This is a genomic window from Corallococcus sp. AB045, from assembly GCF_003668895.1.
Classification (GTDB): domain Bacteria; phylum Myxococcota; class Myxococcia; order Myxococcales; family Myxococcaceae; genus Corallococcus; species Corallococcus coralloides.
This window is the reverse complement of record NZ_RAWN01000086.1, coordinates 1-20868: the sequence shown is the minus strand read 5'-3', so window position 1 is coordinate 20868 and position 20868 is coordinate 1. Positions and strand designations below refer to the sequence as shown.

General features: G+C 70.9%; 17 protein-coding genes. 5 read left to right on the top strand and 12 right to left on the bottom strand.

Annotation, left to right across the window (positions count from 1 at the left end; translation table 11 throughout):
• The first annotated feature begins 19 nt into the window (after nucleotides 1-19).
• Nucleotides 20-1000: a hypothetical protein gene (locus D7Y21_RS21140; protein ID WP_233612225.1), complete on the top strand. Its 981-nt coding sequence runs from the start codon at nucleotides 20-22 to the stop codon at nucleotides 998-1000.
• Between the two features lie 15 nt (nucleotides 1001-1015).
• On the opposite strand, the gene D7Y21_RS21135 is transcribed toward D7Y21_RS21140, so the two are convergent.
• Nucleotides 1016-1882: a hypothetical protein gene (locus D7Y21_RS21135; RefSeq protein WP_120566525.1), complete on the bottom strand. Its 867-nt coding sequence runs from the start codon at nucleotides 1880-1882 to the stop codon at nucleotides 1016-1018.
• A gap of 99 nt (nucleotides 1883-1981) precedes the next feature.
• On the opposite strand from D7Y21_RS21135, the gene D7Y21_RS21130 reads away from it, so the two are divergent.
• Nucleotides 1982-4588: a CHASE2 domain-containing protein gene (locus D7Y21_RS21130; RefSeq protein WP_370038977.1), complete on the top strand. Its 2607-nt coding sequence runs from the start codon at nucleotides 1982-1984 to the stop codon at nucleotides 4586-4588.
• A gap of 796 nt (nucleotides 4589-5384) precedes the next feature.
• Here D7Y21_RS21130 and D7Y21_RS21125 read toward each other — a convergent pair.
• The 8 genes from D7Y21_RS21125 to D7Y21_RS21090 all read right to left on the bottom strand — a co-directional run bounded on the left by D7Y21_RS21125 (nucleotide 5385) and on the right by D7Y21_RS21090 (nucleotide 14358).
• Complete coding sequence (locus tag D7Y21_RS21125; protein WP_158627326.1) at nucleotides 5385-6452, bottom strand: S9 family peptidase; 1068 nt, start codon at nucleotides 6450-6452, stop codon at nucleotides 5385-5387.
• A 17-nt stretch (nucleotides 6453-6469) separates the two neighbouring features.
• Nucleotides 6470-6832, bottom strand: a complete 363-nt coding sequence (locus D7Y21_RS21120; RefSeq protein ID WP_120566527.1) for a ferredoxin — start codon at nucleotides 6830-6832, stop codon at nucleotides 6470-6472.
• Between the two features lie 172 nt (nucleotides 6833-7004).
• On the bottom strand, nucleotides 7005-7757 hold the full coding sequence (locus D7Y21_RS21115) for an NADH-quinone oxidoreductase subunit I (protein WP_120566528.1): 753 nt from the start codon (nucleotides 7755-7757) through the stop codon (nucleotides 7005-7007).
• A 27-nt stretch (nucleotides 7758-7784) separates the two neighbouring features.
• Complete coding sequence (locus D7Y21_RS21110; RefSeq protein WP_120566529.1) at nucleotides 7785-9227, bottom strand: complex I subunit 1 family protein; 1443 nt, start codon at nucleotides 9225-9227, stop codon at nucleotides 7785-7787.
• 2 nt (nucleotides 9228-9229) lie between these two features.
• Nucleotides 9230-11122 carry a 2Fe-2S iron-sulfur cluster-binding protein gene (locus D7Y21_RS21105; protein ID WP_120566530.1) on the bottom strand — a complete coding sequence of 631 codons (1893 nt, stop codon included), beginning with the start codon at nucleotides 11120-11122 and terminating at the stop codon, nucleotides 9230-9232.
• Nucleotides 11119-12378 (bottom strand): NADH dehydrogenase (quinone) subunit D, encoded by a 1260-nt coding sequence (nuoD, locus tag D7Y21_RS21100; protein WP_120566531.1) that lies wholly within the window; start codon nucleotides 12376-12378, stop codon nucleotides 11119-11121. Before nuoD ends, D7Y21_RS21105 begins: the two co-directional genes overlap by 4 nt.
• Before the next feature lie 13 nt (nucleotides 12379-12391).
• Nucleotides 12392-12910, bottom strand: a complete 519-nt coding sequence (locus D7Y21_RS21095) for an NADH-quinone oxidoreductase subunit C (RefSeq protein ID WP_120566563.1) — start codon at nucleotides 12908-12910, stop codon at nucleotides 12392-12394.
• Nucleotides 12911-13083: 173 nt separating this feature from the next.
• Nucleotides 13084-14358 carry an adenylate/guanylate cyclase domain-containing protein gene (locus D7Y21_RS21090; protein ID WP_121715320.1) on the bottom strand — a complete coding sequence of 425 codons (1275 nt, stop codon included), beginning with the start codon at nucleotides 14356-14358 and terminating at the stop codon, nucleotides 13084-13086.
• 157 nt (nucleotides 14359-14515) lie between these two features.
• On the opposite strand from D7Y21_RS21090, the gene D7Y21_RS21085 reads away from it, so the two are divergent.
• Nucleotides 14516-16699: a sulfatase-like hydrolase/transferase gene (locus D7Y21_RS21085; protein ID WP_121715318.1), complete on the top strand. Its 2184-nt coding sequence runs from the start codon at nucleotides 14516-14518 to the stop codon at nucleotides 16697-16699.
• A complete protein-coding gene (locus D7Y21_RS21080; protein WP_199724593.1) occupies nucleotides 16689-17057 on the top strand; it encodes a PaaI family thioesterase in 369 nt (122 codons plus the stop codon). Before D7Y21_RS21085 ends, D7Y21_RS21080 begins: the two co-directional genes overlap by 11 nt.
• Nucleotides 17058-17141: 84 nt before the next feature.
• On the opposite strand, the gene D7Y21_RS21075 is transcribed toward D7Y21_RS21080, so the two are convergent.
• Nucleotides 17142-17705 carry an NADH-quinone oxidoreductase subunit B gene (locus D7Y21_RS21075; RefSeq protein ID WP_120566535.1) on the bottom strand — a complete coding sequence of 188 codons (564 nt, stop codon included), beginning with the start codon at nucleotides 17703-17705 and terminating at the stop codon, nucleotides 17142-17144.
• 9 nt (nucleotides 17706-17714) lie between these two features.
• Nucleotides 17715-18083 (bottom strand): NADH-quinone oxidoreductase subunit A, encoded by a 369-nt coding sequence (locus D7Y21_RS21070; protein WP_120566536.1) that lies wholly within the window; start codon nucleotides 18081-18083, stop codon nucleotides 17715-17717.
• A 258-nt stretch (nucleotides 18084-18341) separates the two neighbouring features.
• Here D7Y21_RS21070 and D7Y21_RS21065 point away from each other — a divergent pair, with 258 nt between their 5' ends.
• Nucleotides 18342-19892 carry a methyl-accepting chemotaxis protein gene (locus D7Y21_RS21065; protein ID WP_120566537.1) on the top strand — a complete coding sequence of 517 codons (1551 nt, stop codon included), beginning with the start codon at nucleotides 18342-18344 and terminating at the stop codon, nucleotides 19890-19892.
• Here the strand turns inward: D7Y21_RS21065 and D7Y21_RS21060 are convergent, their stop codons facing one another.
• Nucleotides 19893-20723, bottom strand: coding sequence for a PHP domain-containing protein (locus D7Y21_RS21060; protein WP_120566538.1), 831 nt, complete (start codon nucleotides 20721-20723; stop codon nucleotides 19893-19895).
• Nucleotides 20724-20868 lie beyond the last annotated feature (145 nt).

Sequence of the window (20868 nt, the reverse complement as noted above, 5' to 3'; positions counted from 1 at the left end):
TGGCCTAGGATGCGAGGCGATGAGCAAGAAGCCGCCCGGGACGAGACCGCCACCGAGACATGACACTCCCGTGGATGTGCCCGCCGTGGATGAATCCCCGGCGCTTCCCGCGCGAAACACAGACACGCCGTGGGCCTCCGGACCCGACGGTGCGCTGGGACAGCTGCGCGCGCTGGAGACGCTGGAGTCCGCCTACGACGCCTGGGCGGAGCTGAAGCGCGGGCACGCGGCCTCCGTCATCCAGTTCCGCGAGGAGCAGGCCCGGCTCACGCAACAGGGTTCATTCCTGCTGGGCGCGGTGCGTGCCGCGGGCATGGACTCTGGTTCGGCGACTCCGGGTCTCCAGCCACAGGGCGCCGCCAGCGACTTCCTGCGCGACGCGGAATCCAGGCTCGCCAGGGCGCGCGACGCTGTCTCCCAGCGCGAGGCGGAGAGCGAAGCCCGCTATCAGGCCGCGTTCACGGAGGTCCGCACCACGCTGCTGGACCGCGTCCAGCGCTACCTCCAGCGCAGCCAACCGCACCTCACGCTGCTCCTGCGCCGCGTGGGCGCGGAGCGCTCCATCCTCCATGTCGCGCGCGTGCAGCCGGATGAGGCCGTCCTGCTCTGCTACCTGCTCACGCAGCGGGTGCCGTCCCGCTACGGCTTCCTCTTCGATGACTCCACCGAGGACCTGTCGCTTCCGCCCGCGCCGCTCTACGCGGAGGAGTCCGTCGCCTCCGACGCCGTGCGCCCGGACGCGCCGGGCCTGCTGCGCGTCATCGACGCGAGCACGGACGTCGTGCCGCTCAAGGGGTTCATCCCCCTGCGCGTGCCCAGGCCGGGGGGAGGGGAGGACTTCTTCCGCCTCCTCCAGCGCGGCGCCGTGATGGAGGTGGAGATCGCGGACGGCCCGGACTTCCGCAGCATCCTCACCCGCGAAGAGTCGGAGCGCTTCGCGGGCCACCTGCTGCGCCTCAAGCTGGAGGAGCGCATCGGCCTGGACATCGAGGCGGGGTAGCCCGCCCCACGCTGCTCAGTTCGTCCGGACGATGCCCACTTCCGCGGTGCCCGCCAGGACGACGCTGCCCAGGAAGAGGTTGTCTGACTCCGGGCCGCCCATGCGCACGGCCTGGAAGATGACCAGGTAGGTCTGCTTGGGGTTCGGGAACGCCGTGGCGGGAATCGTCACGCGCGCCTCCCGGAACGTCGCGGGCGTCGCCGCCAGCTGGAGGAACTCCACCGGCGACGTGGGCACGTTCGAGTAGGTGGCCTGGCCCTTCTCCCCGTTCGCCCCCAGCGGCACCACCGTCACGAAGCCCAGTGTCCGGTCCTGGTTCGCCGGAGGCGCCGGCCGGTCGAATTCGAACGCCGTGTTGGCGTTGATGCGCACGAAGCCCTCCTCCGGGTGGAACTTCGGGATGGCCTCCTTCGTCGGCGCGTCCTCCACCCTCGCCTCGTATTTCGTCCCGCCCTGCTCCGCGAAGAACGAATAGGTGGCGCCGGACGCGTACTTCAGGTCGTCCGTGGAGTCGCTCGTCACGCCGTAGCTGCCGCCGCCCTGGCCGTTGAGCGGCACACCCGCCGCGCTCCCGGCGTTCAGCGTCACGGTGGCCCCGCTCAGGCCCTGCGGCTGCGAGTTCTCCCCCGACTTCGTCCCGAAGAACACGAACGCCGCCGTCTGCCCGGGGAAGCTCACCACATCCCCGCCGTCCGGCCCGCCGAAGGTCCCCGCGTCGTAGCCCGCCATCGCGGACGCGGACACGTCCACCTGCGGCGTCGCGAGCAGGGTTCCCACGATGACGTGGTCCGCCTTGAGCTGGTTGGTCGTCTTCTCCAGGTCACAGGCGAGCGGCGACAGCAGGGACACGGTGGCCAGGGCGGACAGCAACAGGCGTTTCATGGGCACTCTCTTGAACGGGGCACGGGTGACGGCGGCCAACCATACCGCGCGTGTTGCCCATGGGCGCGAGGCCCCATCGGAGTATCCTGCACGCCGCTCGTGCAACGCCTCCGCATCCACTCCTCTGGTCGCCGCTTCCTTCACCGGCTCGGCTTCTCGCTCGCCATGGCGGCCCTGTTCGGCTGCCTGCTGGGCCTGCTTGTCTCCCAGCGCGTCACCGGCCCCATACGGCCGGAGGACACGCCCGCGCCCCTGCTGTCGCCCTCCGGCTTCATCGACGGGCTCTCGAGCTGGCTCGACGGCGGCGAGCGCGTCTTCTACGACTGGCGCATCCGCCAGCTGGGCGAGGTGTCCGAGCGCTCAGACCGCGTGGTGCTCGTCTCCATCGACGACGACACGCTCGCCGAAGCCCAGCAGGGCCCTCGCGCGGACATCGCCGCGTACCCGTGGCCGCGCCAGGTCATGGGAGGCATGGTCCACCGGCTGGTGGAGGAGGGCGCCTCCGTGGTGATGCTGGACTTCGCCTACCCGGAGCTCAGCCCCCGCGCCTGCGTCACCCCCACGCGCTCGGGCCGGGGCGCCCTGTCCCAGGACGACGACGCGCTCCGCGCCCTCCTGGACCAGGACCCCGGCCACTCCGTGCTCGCCTTCCGTTGGGGCGCCGAGGGCACCCGCACGCTGCCGCCCACCGGCCGCCTGTGGCCCTACCGCGTCCGCCTGGGCAGCTACCCCAGCGTCACCGAGGCCCGCACCCGCGCCCAGTCCGTCCTCGCCCTCCAGCGCCCCGCGTTCCTCATCCCCGCCGGCAAGGCCCTGGAGGTCTGGGCCGGCGTCGCGGACGAGGGCGAGGGCCGCAGCCTGGGTGAGCAGATGGGCACCGCCGCCGCGTCCATCCAGGAGCGCCGCGCCGCGGACGACGCCTTCCGCGTGGCCCCGTCGGACCTGTTCCTCGCCCTGGCCTCCGTGCAGGTTCAGGGGCTGGATCCGGAGAAGCTCCTGGAGGTGCGCCAGCTCCAGCACCCGGTGACACCGCTGCTCGGCCCGGCGAGCGGCTACGGCGCCACCACGCTGCCTGCGGACCCCGACGGCGTGGTGCGCGGAGTGCCCCACCTCGTCGCGTACAGCCCGCGCGGCGGCGAGCGCTACGTCCTGCCCTCGCTGCCCCTGGCCGCCGCCATGAGGCTCGCGGGCACGCAGAAGCTGCGGTACGCGGACGGGCGCCTCTACATCGGGGACAAGTACTCCGTGCCCATGGACGCGGCCGGCTACAGCCTCCTGCGCTGGGAGGCCCCGTCGGCCACCCGCGGCGCGCGCGGCCCGCTCGCCCGCTCCATCCGCGCGTGGAACGTGCTGCTCAACCTCTTCGACTCGCAGGAGGCGCGGCCCGTCCGCTTCGACCATGACCTGGACGGCCGCGCCGTCATCCTCACCAACACCAGCAGCTACGCCCCCGAGCGCCGGGTGACGCCCATCGGGCCGGGCATCGCCAACGGCGCCGTGCTGGGCCAGGCGCTCGCCAACATCCTCGCGTCAAACGGCATCACCCGCGCGCCGCCCCGGGTGGACATGCTCGCCACCATGGGGCTCGCGTTCATTGGCGCGTTCCTGGCGCTGTCGTTCAGCTGGCTCCTACGCTCCGTGGGTGGCGCCTTCCTCTTCGTCTGCGTGGCGGTGGCGGCCGGGGCGGGCTACGTGGGCGCGGCGGGCTACGTCTTCGTCCATGACCAGGTGTGGATCGCCGTCGCGGGACCGCTGTGGTCCGGCGGGCTCGCGTTCCTGGTGACGACCCTCTACGCCTTCCGCACGGAGCAGGACGTGCGCGAGTTCGTGCACAGCGCGCTGGGCCGCTACGTGAGCCCGGACGTGGCGCGGCTGGTGGCGCGCGACGTGAGCCTGATGAAGCCGGAGCGCCGGCAGATGACCGTGTACCTCTGCGACATCGAGGGCTTCACGCGCCTGTCGGAAGCGCTGCCGCCGGAGCAGCTGGTGCCGCTGCTCAACACCTTCCTCACGGAGATGACCGCCGTGGTGCGCGCCACGGCGGGGCAGGTGGACAAGTACATCGGCGACTCGGTGATGGCCTTCTGGGGCGCGCCCGTGCGCACGGACCGCCACGCGCACCTGGCCTGTGAGGCGGCGCTGAAGCTCCAGGCGGCGCTCGCGCAGAAACAGCCCCTCTGGGAGAAGCAGTTCGGCCACCGGCTGTCGGTGCGCGCCGGCATCGACACGGGCGACCTGCTGGTGGGCGACATGGGCAGCGAGCTCAAGTCCAACTACACCGTCATGGGCGACGCGGTGGGCATGGCCGGACGGCTGGAGGCGGTCAACAAGGAGTACGGCACCCAGATGCTGGTGGGGCAGGCCACCGCGCAGCTCGCCAGCGACGCCTACGTCTTCCGCGAGGTGGACCGCGTGCTCCTGAGAGACCGGCCCCAGCCCGTGCGCGTGCACGAGCTGCTGGGCCGCCGGGGCGAATTCTCCCCGGAGAAGCAGGCGGGCATCGCCCTCTACGAGAAGGCCCTCACGGCCTACTACGGGCGCGACTTCATCGTGGCCCAGGAGCTGTTCCGCCGCTGCACCGTGGAGCACGGCGACCCGGTGGCCCGCGTCTACGTCCAGCGCTGCCAGCGCCTCATCCAGACGCCGCCGCCCGAGGACTGGGACGGCGTCAGCCGCTGGGGCCGGCGCAGCACGGACGCCCGCTGAGCGGGTCTCCAGGAGTTGGTGAGGCCGTCGGTGCCGTGAAGCGGCCCCCCGGAAGACGAAGCGCCGAAACCTGTCCGACTGTCGGACAGGTTTCCCAAGGCCGTGCCCGGCGCGGCCCCCGGACTCCATGGACGCGAGGCCAACCGTCCGCGTCGCCTGCCGGGACAGCGCGACCTCAGGCTTCAAGCGGCCTGAACCTGTCCGACAGTCGGACAGGTTTCCCAAGGCCGTGCCCGGCGCGGCCCCCGGACTCCATGGACGCGAGTCCAACCGTCCGCGTCGCCTGCCGGGACAGCGCGACCTCAGGCTTCATGCGGCCTGAACCTGTCCGACAGTCGGACAGGTTTCCCACGGCCTCGTCAGGCACGCCCCCTGCGCAATTCCCCGGGCTTCATGGATGCAAGGCCAACCGTCCTCGTCGCCTGCCAGGACAGCGCGGTTTCAGGCTTCATGCGGCTTGAACCTGTCCGACAGTCGGACAGGTTTCCCACGGCCTCGTCCGGCACGCACCCCTGCGCACGTCCCCGGGCTTCATGGATGCAAGGCCAACCGCCCGCGTCGTCTGCCGGAACAGCGCGGACCCAGGCCTCATGCGGCCTGAACCTGTCCTACAGTCGGACAGGTTTGGCTCGGGCGCACCCGGCGGGCACCCCTGCTCGTGGGCCTCTCCTGGCGTCCGTCCAAGCACGCCGTCGCGGCCCATCGCTGCGCTCCGCGAGGTGCGTCCTCGCGCAGAGCTTCGGGCCGCGGATGGGTCAACGAACCCCTGGTGGCGTGCGTTGCCTCCGGACAGCAGTCAGGGCTGCGTGTCGACCCTCAGGGGCACACCGAACCTCGAGGTGAAGAACTGGAGGAGGTGGGCGTGCTCGAAGGCGATCTCCTCCGGGCGCTCCGTGAGGTGCGCGTGCTCGGGGATGATCATCAGGGTCGCGTCCTGGCCCCTCGCCCGGAGCTTGCGCACGAAGACGTCCGCGTCCGACAGCGACACCTTGGGGTCCCTCGCGCCCAGCATCAGGGCGATGGGCGCCTCCACCCGGTCCACCCAGGTCGCGGGGGAGATGGTGCGAAGCAGCTCCGCGTCCCGCTCCGGGTCGCCGTACTCCTCGGCTCGGGTGCGGCGCAGCTCCGGCGCCAGCTGCGAGAGGAAGGAGCCCAGGTCCGTCTTGGCCGCGAGGGCAAAGCCCGCGTCGTAGCTGCCCGCGAAGCGCGTCATGCCCACCAGCGTCTGGTTGCCTCCGTAGCTCCACCCGAGGATGCCCAGCCTGGGGGCCACGCCATCACGGGTGAAGCGCTGGCGCAGGCAGCGGCTGGCGGCCTCCAGGTCCGTGGCGGCCGCCACGCGCAGCGGCCCGTTGTCCGCGCGGGCCCAGTCCTCGGAGCATTTGGTGCCACGCACCGCGGGCTCCGCGTAGATGAAGCCCGCACGGAGGAAGAACTCCGGGCGCCAGTGGTAGTCCGGCTGGGGACAGCCCGTTGTGTAGAAGGCGAGCACGGGACACACGCGCTCCCGGCACGCGGGCGGCACCCGCACCTGGATCCGGAAGCGGACGTTACCGTTGTCACACGCCAGGTCCTCCGCTGGGGCCTCGCTCCAGCGCAGGCGCTGCCCGGAGTCCGCGAGGATGGCCGCCAGGGTGGACGTCAGCGCCGCGTCGGGTTCGACGCGGGGATGGCGCCGCAGCAGGTCCTCGCGCGAATCCCCATCCCGGACGAGCGCAGTGCCCACGACGCGGGGGCTGTCCGCGTCCGCGTGCGCGCCGAGCACCTTCGGGGACGCCGGGGCCATGGGCCTCGAACACGCGCCGAGCACCAGCACGCCGACGAGACCCGGCAGGAGGAGGGGAGAAAGGGCTGCGCGAAGCACGGTCCACCTCCTGGACATCAGTCGTCGTCGCCGGAGTCCGGCTGGCCGAACAGCTCGCGCACCGGCGCGTCGTCCTGGATGTGCTCGGCCACCACGCGGCGCATCTTCTCCGCCGTCATCCCGGAGTAGTACACCTCTCCAGGCCACCCCATGAGCTGGTAGTCCTCCGGGGAGAGCGGGTCGCGCTTGCGGCCCGTGTCCTCGCGCACCACCACGTTGGGCCCCATGTGGCAGAAGCCGTAGCAGCCGCCCCGGTACAGCTCGCAGCGGGCCTGCAGGCCCTTCTCCACCAGCGCCTCGCGCGCCGCCACGTGCACCGCGTCCGAGCCGCCCGCGCGGCAGCTGGAGCCCTTGCACACCGACATCCGGTAGCGCTTCACGGCGGGGCTCCCCGTGCCAGGCCGGCACCATGCGCATTGAAGAGGTGCAGCATCACCACATGCCCCCAGAAAAGGCTTCGGCCCGCCCTTCCCAATACGGCGGGAAGGAGGCGGGCCGGGATGCGTGTGAAGGGGCGGCGCACGGCCCGCCCCCCGCGGTGCGAAACACGGACTACTTGATGAACTTCGTCACCTGGATGGGACCCTGCTGCGTCACCACCGCGTGCGCGGCGCCCGCCTTGGCGTGGCCGTGGCCCGCGCCCAGCTGCTTGGCGTGGCCGTGGTCCGCGTGTCCCTCGCCGATGCGCGTGTGCGCCTCCTTGTGGACGTGGTGCGGCTCCGTGGAGCTGTCGCGCTTGTTCCACGGGTCGGACGGGTGCGACACCGGCGGGCCCTTGAGCAGCTTCGGGATGTCGTAGACGAAGTTCTGCCGGTTGTACTCGGACGGCGTGTGCATGTACGTGTCCATGCGGATGGCGTCCTTGGGGCACGCCTCCACGCACAGGCCGCACACGATGCAGCGCAGCTCGTCGATGACGAACTGAGTGGGGTACTTCTCGATGACCGCCGACTCGGAGTCGGTGGCCGCGTGCTCGTACTCACCCGCCTCGATGTAGATGCACTGCGCGGGGCAGATGGTCGCGCACATGTAGCAGGCCACGCAGCGCGGCTTGCCGTCGTCGCGCGGGACCAGCCGGTGCAGACCGCGGTAGCCCTCCGGATAGATGGGCTTCTCTTCCGGGTACTCCACCGTGGTCATCAGGTTCATGCCCGTGCGGTCCACCACCTGGGGGTTGGGGTCGCGCGTGCCGAACATGTTGCGGAAGAAGTGCTTGGTCGTGATGGCCAGACCGCGCAGCAGCTCCGGGATGTACATCCGCTCGCGGATGTCCGTGCGCGGATCCTGGGAAGCATTGAACGCCATGGTGTCTTGTCTCGCTTCCGGACCGCGCTAGTGCGCGCCCGCCGGGGAATGGGAGTGGGGGTCCGCGTGCGCCGGCAGGCCGTGCGCATCGCTTCCATGGCCGTGCGCGTCGTGGCCATGTCCGTGCGCCGTGTCATGTGCCCCGGCCGCCTTGGCGCCCGGCGTCAGCGTCAGCGCCAGCACGAAGCCGATCTCCAGCAGGCCCACCACGCCCAGCGCGCGGAGGGACGGATCCCACAGCACCAGCGCGCCGCTGATGAACACGTTGGCCAGGCCCACGGGCAGGAGGATCTTCCATCCCAGGTTCTGGATCTGATCGTACCGGAAGCGCGGGAAGGTCCAGCGGATCACCAGCTGCACCCAGATGAGCAGGATGACCTTGATCCAGAACACCGTGCCCAAGAGCGTGCCGTACACCCAGCCGTGCTCCTGGAAGAAGGGCTGCGCCGCCAGCCACTCGCCGCCGAAGGGCAGGTGGTGCCCGCCGAAGAAGAGCGACGCCGTCACGCCGGCCAGCACCACGACCTCCACGAACTCGGAGATCATGAACATGCCGAACTTCATGCCGGAGTACTCCACGAAGTAGCCGATGATCTCGGACTCGCCTTCCGGAGCGTCGAACGGGGCGCGCTTGGTCTCCGCGAAGGACGCCACGAAGAAGGCGATGAAGCCCAGGGGCTGGATGAAGATGCCCCACGCCGGCAGGCCCAGGTCGAAGCCACCGTCGGTGCGCCACAGGTACTTCGCCTGACCGGTGCCGGACACGAGCGCGTTGCCCACGTCACCCACCAGCGTGGGCAGTTGCACGGAGGAGAAGGCCAGGAACAGGCCCACCAGCGACAGGCCCAGCGCCACCTCGTAGCTGATCATCTGCGCGGAGGCGCGCACGCCGCCCAACAGTGCGAACTTGTTGTTGGAGGCCCAGCCGGCCAGCGACGTGCCGTAGACGGCGAGCGACGCAATGGCGAGCAGGTACAGCATGCCGAAGTCCGGCGTGGCGACGACCATGTCCACCGTCTTGCCGAACACGTTCACCGTGGGGCCGGCCGGCACCACCGCGAACAGCGCGAACACCGGCGCGAAGGCGAGGATGGGGCCCAGGTTGAACAGGAAGCGGTTGGCGGTGCCGGGGACGAAGTCCTCCTTGGTCAGCATCTTCAGCACGTCCGTGAGGATGTGCGGGAGGCCGCCCAGGGAGCGGTTGGACAGGCCCGGGAGGGCGATGCGCGCGCGGTTGGGACCCACTCGGTCCTGCATGAACGCGGACCACTTGCGCTCCGCGATCGTGAGCAGCGTCGCGGTGATCATCACGAAGACGAGCATCAGGAAGATGATGTTCGTCAGGCGGCTGGCACCCTCGAAGAGGTACTCCTCCGCCAGGTAGCCCACCAGATACGCCGAGGCCACTCCGCCAGCGACGGCGAAGACGATGAAGGCCATGGCGAACAGCATGGTCAGGATACGGCTCATGGTCAGATGCCCCTCACGCGCGGCGCGCCGAACTCACGGTAGCCCGGCGGACGGCCGTCGGCTCCCGACGGCAGCGGATTGATGCCCGGCTTCTCCCGGTCCGGCGGAGAGGCCTTGTCCCAGTTGAACTCGGCGAACTCGGACACCTGCCCCGAGAGCGCCCGCCACACGTCGCGCGCGGAAGCCGCGGCAGCCTCGCCGCCCAGCTCGCGCGTCAGTTCCGTGGCCCACTTCCAGTGCGGCACCGCGTCCCCCTTGGAGGGGTACGCCTTGCGGAAGCGCTGGGTGATGCCGTCCGCTTGCGTGAACGTGCCCTCGTCCTCGATGTGCGCGGAGGCGGGCAGCAGCACCGTGGCCTGCGCCGTCACCGGGGACTCGTTCTGCGCCTGGGCGACGAACACCTCCAGCGACGCGACCACTTCAGCGAACGCGGCCGCGTCCGTGGGGACCTCCGTGCCCACCGCGTAGAGCGCCTTCACCTGGCCGGCCTTGATGGCGGGGGTGAGCTCCTCGAAGCCCTTGAGCGACAGCCCCAGGCCCTTGGCGATGAGCGCCAGGCCCTGGCGGTTGGGGTTCTTGTCCGCCGTCATCAGGTAGTGGTCCGCCTTGCCCTGCGGCCGGCCGCCCACGAACACGCTGGTGACGCCCAGCACCGTCTTGGCGAACGTCAGGCCCGCGAGCAGGTCCTCGTTGGACGCGAGCGGCGAGGCCAGCACCGCGAGCTGCTTGGTGCCCGCGAGCGGCTTGAGCGCCTTGGCCGCGCCGAGGGCGGCGTCCTTGCGCGTGAGCACCGGCTGCACCGTGCCGGGGGCCTGGAGGCCGCGGCCCACGCGGGCGGACAGCACTCGGCCCACGTTCAGGTCCTTGTACGACAGGCGGCCCTGGTCGCACATCCAGCTCTTGTTGATGGCCTCGTTCTCACGCGGGCGGTAGCGGTAGGTGTCCTGGGACATCCAGTCCGCGGAGATGCTGCAGCCGCGCGAGCAGCCCGTGCAGACGGACGGCGTGGCGGACAGGAACCAGGAGCGCGCCTTGAAGCGGAAGTCGCGGGAGAGCAGCGCGCCCACCGGGCACACGTCCACGGTGTTCAGTGAGTAGTTGCTGTTCAGCTCGTTGCCCGGGAAGACGTCGATGCGCTCGTGGCTGCCACGGCCGAAGACGCCCAGCTGGGGCTCCTTCGGGATCTCGTTCATGAAGCGGACGCAGCGCGTGCAGATGATGCAGCGCTCCTGATCCAGCACCACGTGAGGCCCCAGCACCTTGCGCTTGTGCTTGAGGGCCTTGGTGCCCTCCAGGCGCGAGGGCTTGTAGTTGTACTTCATGTAGTAGTCCTGCAGCTTGCACTCACCGGCCTGGTCGCAGATGGAGCAGTCGACCGGGTGGTTCAGCAGCAGGAACTCCATCACCGCGCGCTGCTGCTCCTTGACCTTGGGGGTCGTGGTCTTGATGACCTGACCCTCGGCCATGGGCGTCTGGCAGGCGGGGACGAGCTTGGGCGCGTTGGACGCCTCGATGAGGCAGATGCGGCAGTTGGCCGCGATGGAGAGGCGCGGGTGGTAGCAGTAGTAGGGGATCTCCGAGCCGACCGACTTGGCCGCCTCGATCATGTTGGTCCCCGGCTTCACCACCACTTCGCGCCCGTCGATGACCGCCGTCACGAAGCCCGGGTTCTTGGGCTGCGGCTTGGGCGGGGGGCCGCCGGCCGGAGGCGCCGCCGGCTTGGGCGGAGGCGTGCCGGTGGGGCCGCTGGCGGCCGCGGGCGGATTATCCAGCTTCGCGCCGGCGGGCGGGTTGGACGGCTCCGAGCCAATCTTGGCCGCGGGCGTGTCGGTGGGCGCGCCCTTGGGGGGCGTCTGCGCGTCACCGGTGGGCTTCTTCGTGTCGTTGTCGCTCACTGCTCGACCTCGCCGCCGATCATGTTGATGGTGTCAAAGGTGGGAACGAGGTCCGCGAGCATCTTGCCCTGGATGATGTGCGGCAGCGCCGACAGCACCGGGAAGCCCGGGGCGCGCACGTGGACCTTGTACGGACGGCCGCGGCCGTCGCTCACCAGGTACCAGCCCAGCTCGCCGTTGGACGCTTCCGTCGCGTCGTAGACCTCACCGGGGGGGACCTGGATGCCCTCCATCACCAGCTTGAAGTGCGCCATCACGCCTTCGATGGTGCCGTACACCTCAGGCTTGGGCGGCAGCGCGATGCGCCAGTCGTCCACGATGATGGGACCCGCGGGGATGGTGTCGAGGGCCTGGCGGATGATCTTGATGGACTGCCGCATCTCCTCCAGGCGCACGAGGTAGCGGTCGTAGTTGTCGCCGTGCTCGCCCACCACCACCTCGAAGTCGAAGCGGTCGTAGACCCAGTACGGCTGCACCTTGCGCAGGTCGTGGTCCACGCCGCACGCGCGCAGCGCGGGGCCCGTCCACCCGTAGTCGATGGCGTCCTCGGCGGAGATGACGCCGGTGCCCTTGGTGCGGTCCACGAAGATGCGGTTGCGCGTGAGCAGCCCGTCCATCTCCACGAGCAGCTCTTCGGTGCGGTCCAGCGTCTTCTTGACCTTCTCCGACCAGCCTTCCGGCAGGTCGCGGTTCATGCCGCCCACGCGGCCGAAGCTGGTGGTGAGGCGCGCGCCGGTGAGCTCCGTGACGCGGTCCTGGATGAGCTCGCGGGCCTCCATGCCGTAGAGGAACGGCGCGAAGCCGCCCATCTCCAGGCCGGTGGCGCCCACGCACGTCAGGTGGTCCGTGAGCCGGTGCAGTTCGCTGCCGATGACGCGGATGTACTGGGCGCGCTCCGGGATCTCCAGGCCGATGAGCTTCTCCACGGCGTTGAGGAACCCGAAGTTGTTCATCATCGCGGACAGGTAGTTGAGCCGGTCCGTGTACGGCAGGCACTGCGTCCAGGTGACGTTCTCGCAGCTCTTCTGGAAGCCGCGGTGGAGGAAGCCGATCTCCGGGTCGATCTTGACGATGGTCTCACCCTCGAGCTCCACCTTCAGCCGCACGGTGCCGTGCGTGGCCGGGTGGGAGGGGCCCATGTTGATGACCATGTTCTTCGTCTGGAAATGCGACTCCAGATCCGACTCCTCGTGGGCGAACCCATCGGTGTCGGGGTTGTGCGGCTTCTGCGCGTCGGTGTTGTGGCTGTCGGCCATGGTGAGGTCTCGATCAGGCGATGCCGCTGGTGCCGGGGCCGCGGAAGATGTCCTTGATGGGGCGCTCGGGGATCAGCGGCTGGCGGTCGCGCAGCGCGTAGTCCTTGCGCAGGGGGTGGCCCTGGAACTCGTCGTACAGGAGGATGCGGCGCAGGTCCGGGTGGTCCGTGAAGCGGATGCCGTAGAAGTCGAACACCAGCCGCTCCCACCAGTTGGCGCCGCGGTACAGCGGCGTGAGGGAGGGCAGCTCCGGGCGGGTCTCGGTCACGCGCACCTTCAGGCGCACGTGCTCCTTCCGCTTGAGCGAATAGAGGAAGTAGACGACCTCGAAGCGCGGATCACTCTCCGCCAGGTGCAGGCGATCCACGGCGTCCGCGGAGCCGAACAGCTTGAAGTCCAGCTCGGGGTCCATCTTCAGGAAGGTGGCGACCTTCGGCAGCCACTCGGCATGAATGACGGCCCAGGCTCCGCCGGCGCGGTCGACATAGCGCTCCGCGACCGCTTCGGGGAACTGGGCGGCGACCCGGTCCAACGCGAAAATGCTCAAGGGGGGCCTCGATCTACGACAGAGGAAACCGCGGCTTTATAAGGACCGTTCGCGTGAGGCGTCAACGTAAACCCTCAACCGTGTAGGCCACTTAGGTGGTCCAGCAGCCCGCGTCGCGATCCACCCCCTGCCTGCCTGGGTACGGCGGACGGAAGGGCTCAGGCCGCCACGTCCGGACCCAGCACCGGAGCACCCTCGGCGGGCTCGGGGATGAAGGTCACCACGGGCTGGCTCTTGCCTGGGACGAGCGTGGTGGGGGCGGGGGCCCAGCGGAAGGCGTCACCCGCCTGCTCGCGGGTCGCCTGGGAGACGAGCACCGGCACCCCGAAGCCCTTGGTCAGCCGCTCGATGCGGTTGGCCAGGTTCACCGTGTCGCCAATGGCCGTGTACTCCAGGCGCCGGAACGGCGAGCCGATGTTGCCCAGCACCACCGGCCCGGAGTGCACGCCCACCCCCATGCGCAGGCCGGGCTCTCCCCGGGCGGCGCGCTCGGCGTTGACGGCCTCCAGCTCACGCACCATCTCCAGCGCGCACCGGGTGGCGCTTCGGGCGTGGTGGGCGTCTGGCAGCGGGGCGCCGAAGTACACCATGAGTGCGTCCCCGATGAACTTGTCGAGCGTCCCGCCGTGGCGGAACACCACCTCCACCATGCGGCCGTAGTACTCGTTGAGGATGGTGACCACCTGCTCGGGTGGCAGCCGTTCGCTCAGGGCGGTGAAGTCGCGCACGTCCGCGAAGAGGACGGACACCTCGCGCAGCTCCGGGGCGGGGGAGTCGCGGTCCTGGAGGCGCTCGGCGACGGCGGGGGAGAAGTAGCGGCCCAGCCGGGCGCGCTGGAGCTCCTCCTGGGTGACCGCGGCGGACAGGAAGCGGATGCGCTGGAGGAGCCGGGAGGCGCCCGCGGCCGTCATGGCCAGCATCACCGCGCCGGCCACCTGCGCGCCTCCGCCGATGGAGGCCTGCCGCTGGAGCTCCACCTCCGCGAGGATGGCGAAGACCGTGACGAGCTGGGTGACGGGTCGCCGGAGGCTCAGCGCGGACAGCAGCACCAGCGCCGCGAAGATGCCCAGCGTGAAGCCCGCCACGCCGCCCGGTGACGGCGACACCGGCAGCGCCAGGTGCTGGAGCCAGTACACGGCGGGCACGTCCACGAACGCGACGGACAGCGACGCCCAGCGGGCGATGCGCGCGGAGGCCGTCACCGCCACGGCCACGATGGTGGTGCACACGAGGTACAGCGCGAAGGGCGCCAGGTAGATGTCCCAGTCGTGCAGGTCGCGCACTCGGCCCAGGTACACGGCCATGGAGAACAGCACACCCACCGCACCCAGCCGGACCCACGCCAGGTGCCGTCCATTGGACTGCCGTTCCACGTCGAGCGCGCGCCGGACGGACTCCTGCAGGCTGTCGCTGGGCGTGGCGCTGGATGACATGGGAGTGGCCCCCCGGGCCGAGGGAAGCGGCGGTCAGGTACAGTGAAGGCGCCATCTTGCACCGGCAGTGCGTCCCATGCACGTCAGGAGCTCCCCGGAAGCCCGGTAGAACACAGAGTTGGCGCAAGCACGCTGGGTCGGAGTAGAGGCTGGAGGCATGTCCGTGCGGTCCGTCGCCTCCTTCCTCCGTGCCGCTTCGGGGCGCCTGGCCCTGGGCGCCCTGCTGGGGCTGCTGCTCTTCGCCGCCGAGACGGTCTGGCTGCTCAAGGCGGGCGTGGTGGGCGTGGACATCCCGTTGGACGGCCCCTACGCGGCGCTGGCGGCGGCGGTCCGGCCCCTCTTGCCCGGCGTCATCCTGCGCGTGGCCTCCGTGTACGCGGTGGCGGGCGGACTGCTGGGGCTCGCCGCGGCGGTGCTGACCTTCGCCTGGACGCGGCGGGGTGGGTGGGTGTCGCTGGTGTTGATGGTGCCTCACTGGATGGGACTGCTGCTGTTTTGGGCCTGGGACCGGGCGCTCGAGCGGCCCGCCCTCTTCGATGATCTGCCGGCGGTGCGGCCGGTGCTGGCGTGGCTGGTGGATCACGGAGAGCCGTGGCAGGCGCGCGCGGCGGCCGGGGCATGGGTGGCGGTCCATCTGGCCGTGCTGGCGTGGCGCGGCGCACGGGGGCTGCGGCGGTTCGTGGCATCTGGCGGTCCGGTGGCCCTCCGGGCGGAGCGCGCCGCGTGGGCGGTGGTTGCGGGCGTCGTCGTGGTGCTGGCGGTGGCGCTGACGGTGCGCCGGGTGGAGCCTTCCGTCCGGCAGCCGCTGGTGGTGCTCATCGGCATCGACGCGTTCCGGCCGGACCGGCTGGGCGCGACGGGGCATGGCGTCGCGCCCCAGGTCGAGCGCTTCCTCCAGGACGCCACGCTCTTCACCCGGGCCTACACGCCGGTGGCGCAGACGGAGCCCGCGTGGCGCTCGTTGCTCACCGCGCGCTGGCCGTACCGCACGGGCGTGCGCTACCCGCTGACGCCCGACGCGCGGCTCGTGCTGGCGCCCACCTTCGCGCAGCGCTTCGCGGAGGCCGGGTGGCGCACGGTGTTCGCCACGGACTGCTCTCGTTTCCACTACGAGGGCCCGGCCTCCGGCTTCGCCACGCGCTGGCAGCCTCCGCGCGGCGCGATCAACTTCGCTCTGGAGAAGCTGCGCTACCGGGCGCTGGGCCTGTTCGCGGACAACCCGGCCGGCGCCGCGTGGGTGCCCGAGTTCATCGACAACCGCGCGCTGGCCGGCATCCACGACCCCATGGGCTATGCCCGGCGGCTGTCGGATGGGCTCGTGGCGGAATCCGGGGAGGGGCCGCTGCTCTTCGCCTTCCATGCCACGGCGGCGCACTTCCCGGGCGACCCGGTGTACCCGTTCTATCGCCGTTACGTGTCCTCCTCCGAGCCGCTGGAGCGCCGGCTGCGCATGCACTTCGCCCCGGTGACGCCGGGGGCGAAGGGGGCGTGGAACCGCGCGGGCGCGGAGGGGCTCTACGACGAGCTGCTCGCGCAGGCGGACGCGCAGGTGGGGACGCTGCTGGACGCGCTCCGGGCCTCCGGGCGCTACGACGACGCGCTCATCGTGCTGATGTCCGACCACGGCGAGAGCTTCCACGCGGACCGGCCGGACCTGGCGGGCGCGACGTCCGTGCACGGCGCCCGGCTGGGCGACGAGGAGAACCGCATCCTGCTCGCGGTGAAGCTGCCCGGCGGCCGTGGCGCGGGCCCCGCGCAGGTGGACGCGCTGGCGCGGCTGGTGGACGTGGGCCCCACGCTGCTGGAGCTGTCCGGCCTGTCCGCGCTGCCGGAGTCGGACGGGGCGTCGCTCGGGCCGCTGCTGCGCGGCGAGGGGCGTCCGCTCACGCCGCTGTACGCGGAGACGGGCTACACGCACGTGAGCCCGGAGGTGTTCGACCCCGGCCACTGGCCCGGCGCGCCGCGCACCTTCGATGCGTACCGTCTGCGCCCGGACGGGGTGGTGGAGATGGGTGACGACGCGGGCACGGCGGTGCTGCGCGAGAAGGACACCGGCGCCTTCGACGGCCAGCGCTGGGTGGTGGACCGGCCGCAGGCGGACGGCACCGTGCGCCGCACCTGCACGGGTGACTGTGAAGGGGCGGACGCGCGAGCGCTGGCGGACTGGCTGGACGACGCGACGGAGCGCGCACCGGAGTCCGCCTCACGTAGAGTCGCCGGCCATGTCGACGACCGAAACGACTCGCGGCCTCCAGGAAACGTACGCCCCCCACAACGCCTGCTTCGGGTGTGGCCCGGCCAACCCCAAGGGGCTGCGCATCCGCAGCCGCGTGGAGGGTGACCTCGTCGTCGCGGACTGGACGCCGGAGGAGCACCACCAGGCGTTCCCGGGCGTGCTCAACGGCGGCATCATCGGCGCGCTGCTGGACTGCCACTGCAACTGGACGGCGGCGTACCACCTGATGAAGGCGCAGGGCGCGACCACCCCGCCGTGCACCGTCACCGCCGACTACACCATCGTGCTCAAGCGCCCCACGCCCATGGGCCCCGTGCACCTGTCAGCGAAGCCCGTGGAAATCCAGGGCGACCGCGTCGTCGTGGAGGGCACCCTCACCGGCGAGAACGGCAAGGTGACGGCCACCTGCCGCGGCACCTTCGTCGCCGTGAAGGAAGGCCACCCCGCGTACCACCGCTGGTAGGCCCCGGAAACGCCTCGGGCCCCGTCACCGGCCTCTTCTTCAAGAGGCGGCGCGGGGCCCGTGGGGTGAAACAGAAGCTGGGGACTACTTGCCGGCGGCGAGCATGCGGGCGTGGTGCGCCGCGGTCTCGTTGGGCTCGCCGGGGTCGCGCAGCCGGTGCACCTGGTTGCCGATCTTGTCCTGCAGCAGCATCAGGCCGTCCAGCACCTGCTCCGGACGCGGCGGGCAGCCGGGGATGTAGACGTCCACCGGGATGATGCGGTCGATGCCCTGGAGCACCGCGTAGTTGTCGTAGAAGCCGCCCGAGGACGCGCACACGCCGAAGGACACGACCCACTTGGGCTCGGTCATCTGCTCGTAGACGCGCTTGAGGATGGGGGCCTGCTTCAGGTTGATGGTGCCCACCACCATCAGCAGGTCCGCCTGGCGCGGCGAGAAGCGCGGGAACTCCGCGCCGAAGCGCGAGATGTCGTGGCGGCTGGCGGCCACGGACATGTACTCCATGCCGCAGCACGCGGTGGCGTACGGATAGGTGAACAGCGAGTACTTGCGGGCCCAGCCCAGGCCCTTGGACACCAGCTTCTGGAAGAAGCCCATGGCTTCGTCCCGGCGGGTGGTCATGATCGGCGCGATGTCGGTGTCAGCCATGGTGATGTCTCAGCTCTCCCAGTCGAGAGCGCCCTTCTTCCAGACGTAGATAAGGCCGACGACCAGGGTCGCCGCGAAAACCAGCATCTCCACGTAGCCGAACCAGCCGAGCGCCTGGAAGTTCACCGCCCAGGGGTACAGGAACACCGCTTCCACGTCGAACACGATGAAGAGCAGCGCGATGACGTAGAACTTCACGGCGAAGCGCTGGCGAGCGGGACCGCTCGACTCGGAGCCTGCTTCGAAGGGGGCCGACTTGGTGCTGCTCGGGCGCTTGGGGCCCAGCCGGGTGGTGATTTGGGGGATGATCATCCCCATGACACCGGCCAGCAGGAGCACCACCGCCATCGGCAGGTACGGGGCGAGGGGTGTAGTCATCGGGCGCGGACCCTAACGACACCGCTGGCGTCGTGTCAAAGGGAAACACCCCCGCGCCGGGCCCGCCAACCCCTTGAGAAGACGGCCGAAACCGCGCTGCCCGGACGCCTGCTCCCGGACGGGCGGTGGATCAGCGGGCACCCATGCCCGCCCCGCGGCTCCCGTGCCTGGACTGGGGCCGGTTTGACGCTGTGGGGAGCCCACGCCTAGCGTCAGTGGGCTGTCGTTCTTGCGCTCATCGCCTGGGGAGTCGTCGACATGTGGGGCCGGCTGACCTTGCGGATGCAGGTGGCGATCGCGGTGCTGCTTCCGTGCCTCGCGGTGGTGTTCTTCACCGGCGTGTACTTCCCCGCGCGGCAGAAGGCGGCGGGCCTGGAAGTGCTCGTCGGCAGGGCCGCGACGCTGGGGACGCTGGTGGTGCGACACCCCTCGCTCGCGCTGCCGGAGACCGCGCCGGACGCCCGCGCGCGGCGCGATGAGCTCTTCAACCAGGTGGCGTCCGGCGGCTTCACGCTGATGTTCCAGGAGCTGACCCGCACGGACGGCACCGTGATCGCCGTGCGCGGCCAGGTGCCGAAGGGGGACACCGAGCCGAAGGAGCTCAAGCCGGGGGCGTGCACGGTGGCGCGGCTGACGGATGCGGATCAGGTCGTGGTGCGCTGCGAGAGTGATGGCCGCGTGTACCGCGCGGGCTTCGGCACCCATGAGGTGAAGGCGGCGCTGGCGGCGACGGAGGGTTATTCGCTCATGGGCTACCTGGGCGCCGCGGTGCTGGGCCTGGGGCTGGCGGTCATCATCAGCCGCGCCATCGCGGACCCCGTGTCGCGCGTCACGCAGGTGGCGCGTGAGGTGGCCCGGGGCGACGTGTTCCGGGGCGAGCTGGACGTGTCCGCCGCCGGCGAGGTGCGGCAGATGGCCACCTCCTTCAACGAGATGCTGAGCACGCTGCGCTCCACGGTGATGGAGCTCGTCACCCGCACCGAGCAGCTGTCCAGCGCGTCGCGCGGGTTGATGGGCGCCTCAGCGGATCAGGAGCACGTCATCAGCCAGCAGGCCGCGTACGCGCAGCAGATCGCCGCCACGTTCGAGGAGCTCTCCCGCACCGCCGAGCAGATCTCCTCGTCCACGGAGGTGGTGGAGTCCAGCGCCCGGCGCACCCATGACGCGGTGGCGGAGGCCATGGCGGTGGTGGCCCAGGTGGTGGGCGGCATCAACGACATCCGCACGGAGTCCAAGGGCGTGGCGGACGCCATCGTGGGGCTGAACAAGGACCTGCAGCAGGTCTCCAAGATCGCCCAGGTCATCAACCAGGTGGCGGAGCGCAGCGACCTGCTGGCGCTCAACGCGGCGCTGGAGGGCACCAAGGCGGGCGACGTGGGCCGGGGCTTCTCACTGGTGGCCGCGGAGATGCGCAAGCTGGCGGAGAATGTCTCCGTGTCCGCGCGCGACATCGCCCGCATCGTGGAGAAGGTGCAGGACTCCGGCGAGGAGGCCGCGTCCAAGGCCCGCGTGGGCATGGCGACGAGCGACCGGGGCGTGGAGGTGGCCGAGCAGGCCTCCGCCGTCTTCCTGCGCATCGTGGAGCTGGCGCGCGGCACCAGCGAGGCGGCGCGGCAGATCACCATCGCCACCCGCCAGCAGCGTCAGTCCAGCGAGCAGGCGGTGCAGGGCGCTCGCAACGTGGCGGACCTGGTGAAGCAGGGCGTGGACGCCACCGGCCGCACCACCCGCATCGCCCAGGACCTCCAGGCCGTGGCGGAAGGCCTCACCGCGGTGACGAGCCGCTTCAAGGCCCAGCCCCGGTCCTAGTCAGACGGGCCGGGACGACGGCGCGCGGGCGCGCAGCTTCTGGAACAGCTCCGGGGACATGGCCGCGACGCCCAGGCGGTGGTCGGGCGCCACCGCCTCGCCGTGGAAGTCGCTGCCGAAGGTGGGCACCAGGTCGAACTCCGCCGCGAGCGCCAGGTACTTCTGCCGCACCGAGGGGTTGTGGTCCACGCTGAGGATCTCCAGGCCGGAGAGCCCCGCCTTCGCCAGCGCTTGGATCTCCGGGCGCTCCATCTTGGAGGAGCTGGGGTGGGCGAGCGTCGCGGTGCCGCCCGCGTTGCGGATGAGCCGGATGGCCTCCGCGCCGTCCAGCTTGAAGCGCTCCACCCACGCCGCGCGCCTCGTGCCCAGGAAGCGGTCGAACGCGGCCTTCACGTCGATGCACCAGCCCTGATCCACCAGCACCCGCGCCAGGTGGGGCCGCCCCAGCTGCGCGTCCCCGGCCACCTTGAGCACCTGCTCCATGCGCACCGGGAAGCCCAGCTCCCGCAGGCGGGCCACCATGGCCTCCATGCGGTGCGTGCGCTCGTCCCGCAGCCGGTCCGCGAAGCGCGCGAGGTCCGGGTCCTCCGGGCGCAGGAAGTGGCCCAGGATGTGGGCCTCCTTGCCGTAGACGAAGGCGGACAGCTCGATGCCGGGCACCAGCTCGACCCCATGCGCCGCGGCGGCCCGCCGGGCTTCGTGGAGCCCCGCCACCGTGTCGTGGTCCGTCACGGCCAGGACGGTGACTCCCGCGGCGGCGGCTCTCGCCACCAGCTCCGAGGGCGGGTACTGGCCGTCACTGGCGGTGGTGTGCGAATGCAGGTCGATCACGGCGGTGGAACCCTCCGGAGGGCGGCGAGGCGGGCACTCTTACGCCATGTCCCCATGGGAAGGGGCCTGAAGAGCGGGCCCTGTGTGAATCCGCACGGCGGGCGGTTTGTTCCTGTCCGGTGGCGGCCCTCGGGGAGGGCGGGGC

Bases quoted from the DNA above. Each gene is read 5' to 3' on its own strand.
- D7Y21_RS21140 (WP_233612225.1), top strand. From the start codon at position 20: ATGAGCAAGAAGCCGCCCGGGACGAGACCGCCACCGAGACATGACACT.
- D7Y21_RS21135 (WP_120566525.1), bottom strand. From the start codon at position 1,882: ATGAAACGCCTGTTGCTGTCCGCCCTGGCCACCGTGTCCCTGCTGTCG.
- D7Y21_RS21115 (WP_120566528.1), bottom strand. From the start codon at position 7,757: ATGGCGTTCAATGCTTCCCAGGATCCGCGCACGGACATCCGCGAGCGG.
- D7Y21_RS21110 (WP_120566529.1), bottom strand. From the start codon at position 9,227: ATGAGCCGTATCCTGACCATGCTGTTCGCCATGGCCTTCATCGTCTTC.
- nuoD (WP_120566531.1), bottom strand. From the start codon at position 12,378: ATGGCCGACAGCCACAACACCGACGCGCAGAAGCCGCACAACCCCGAC.
- D7Y21_RS21090 (WP_121715320.1), bottom strand. From the start codon at position 14,358: ATGTCATCCAGCGCCACGCCCAGCGACAGCCTGCAGGAGTCCGTCCGG.
- D7Y21_RS21085 (WP_121715318.1), top strand. From the start codon at position 14,516: ATGTCCGTGCGGTCCGTCGCCTCCTTCCTCCGTGCCGCTTCGGGGCGC.
- D7Y21_RS21075 (WP_120566535.1), bottom strand. From the start codon at position 17,705: ATGGCTGACACCGACATCGCGCCGATCATGACCACCCGCCGGGACGAA.
- D7Y21_RS21070 (WP_120566536.1), bottom strand. From the start codon at position 18,083: ATGACTACACCCCTCGCCCCGTACCTGCCGATGGCGGTGGTGCTCCTG.
- D7Y21_RS21065 (WP_120566537.1), top strand. From the start codon at position 18,342: ATGTGGGGCCGGCTGACCTTGCGGATGCAGGTGGCGATCGCGGTGCTG.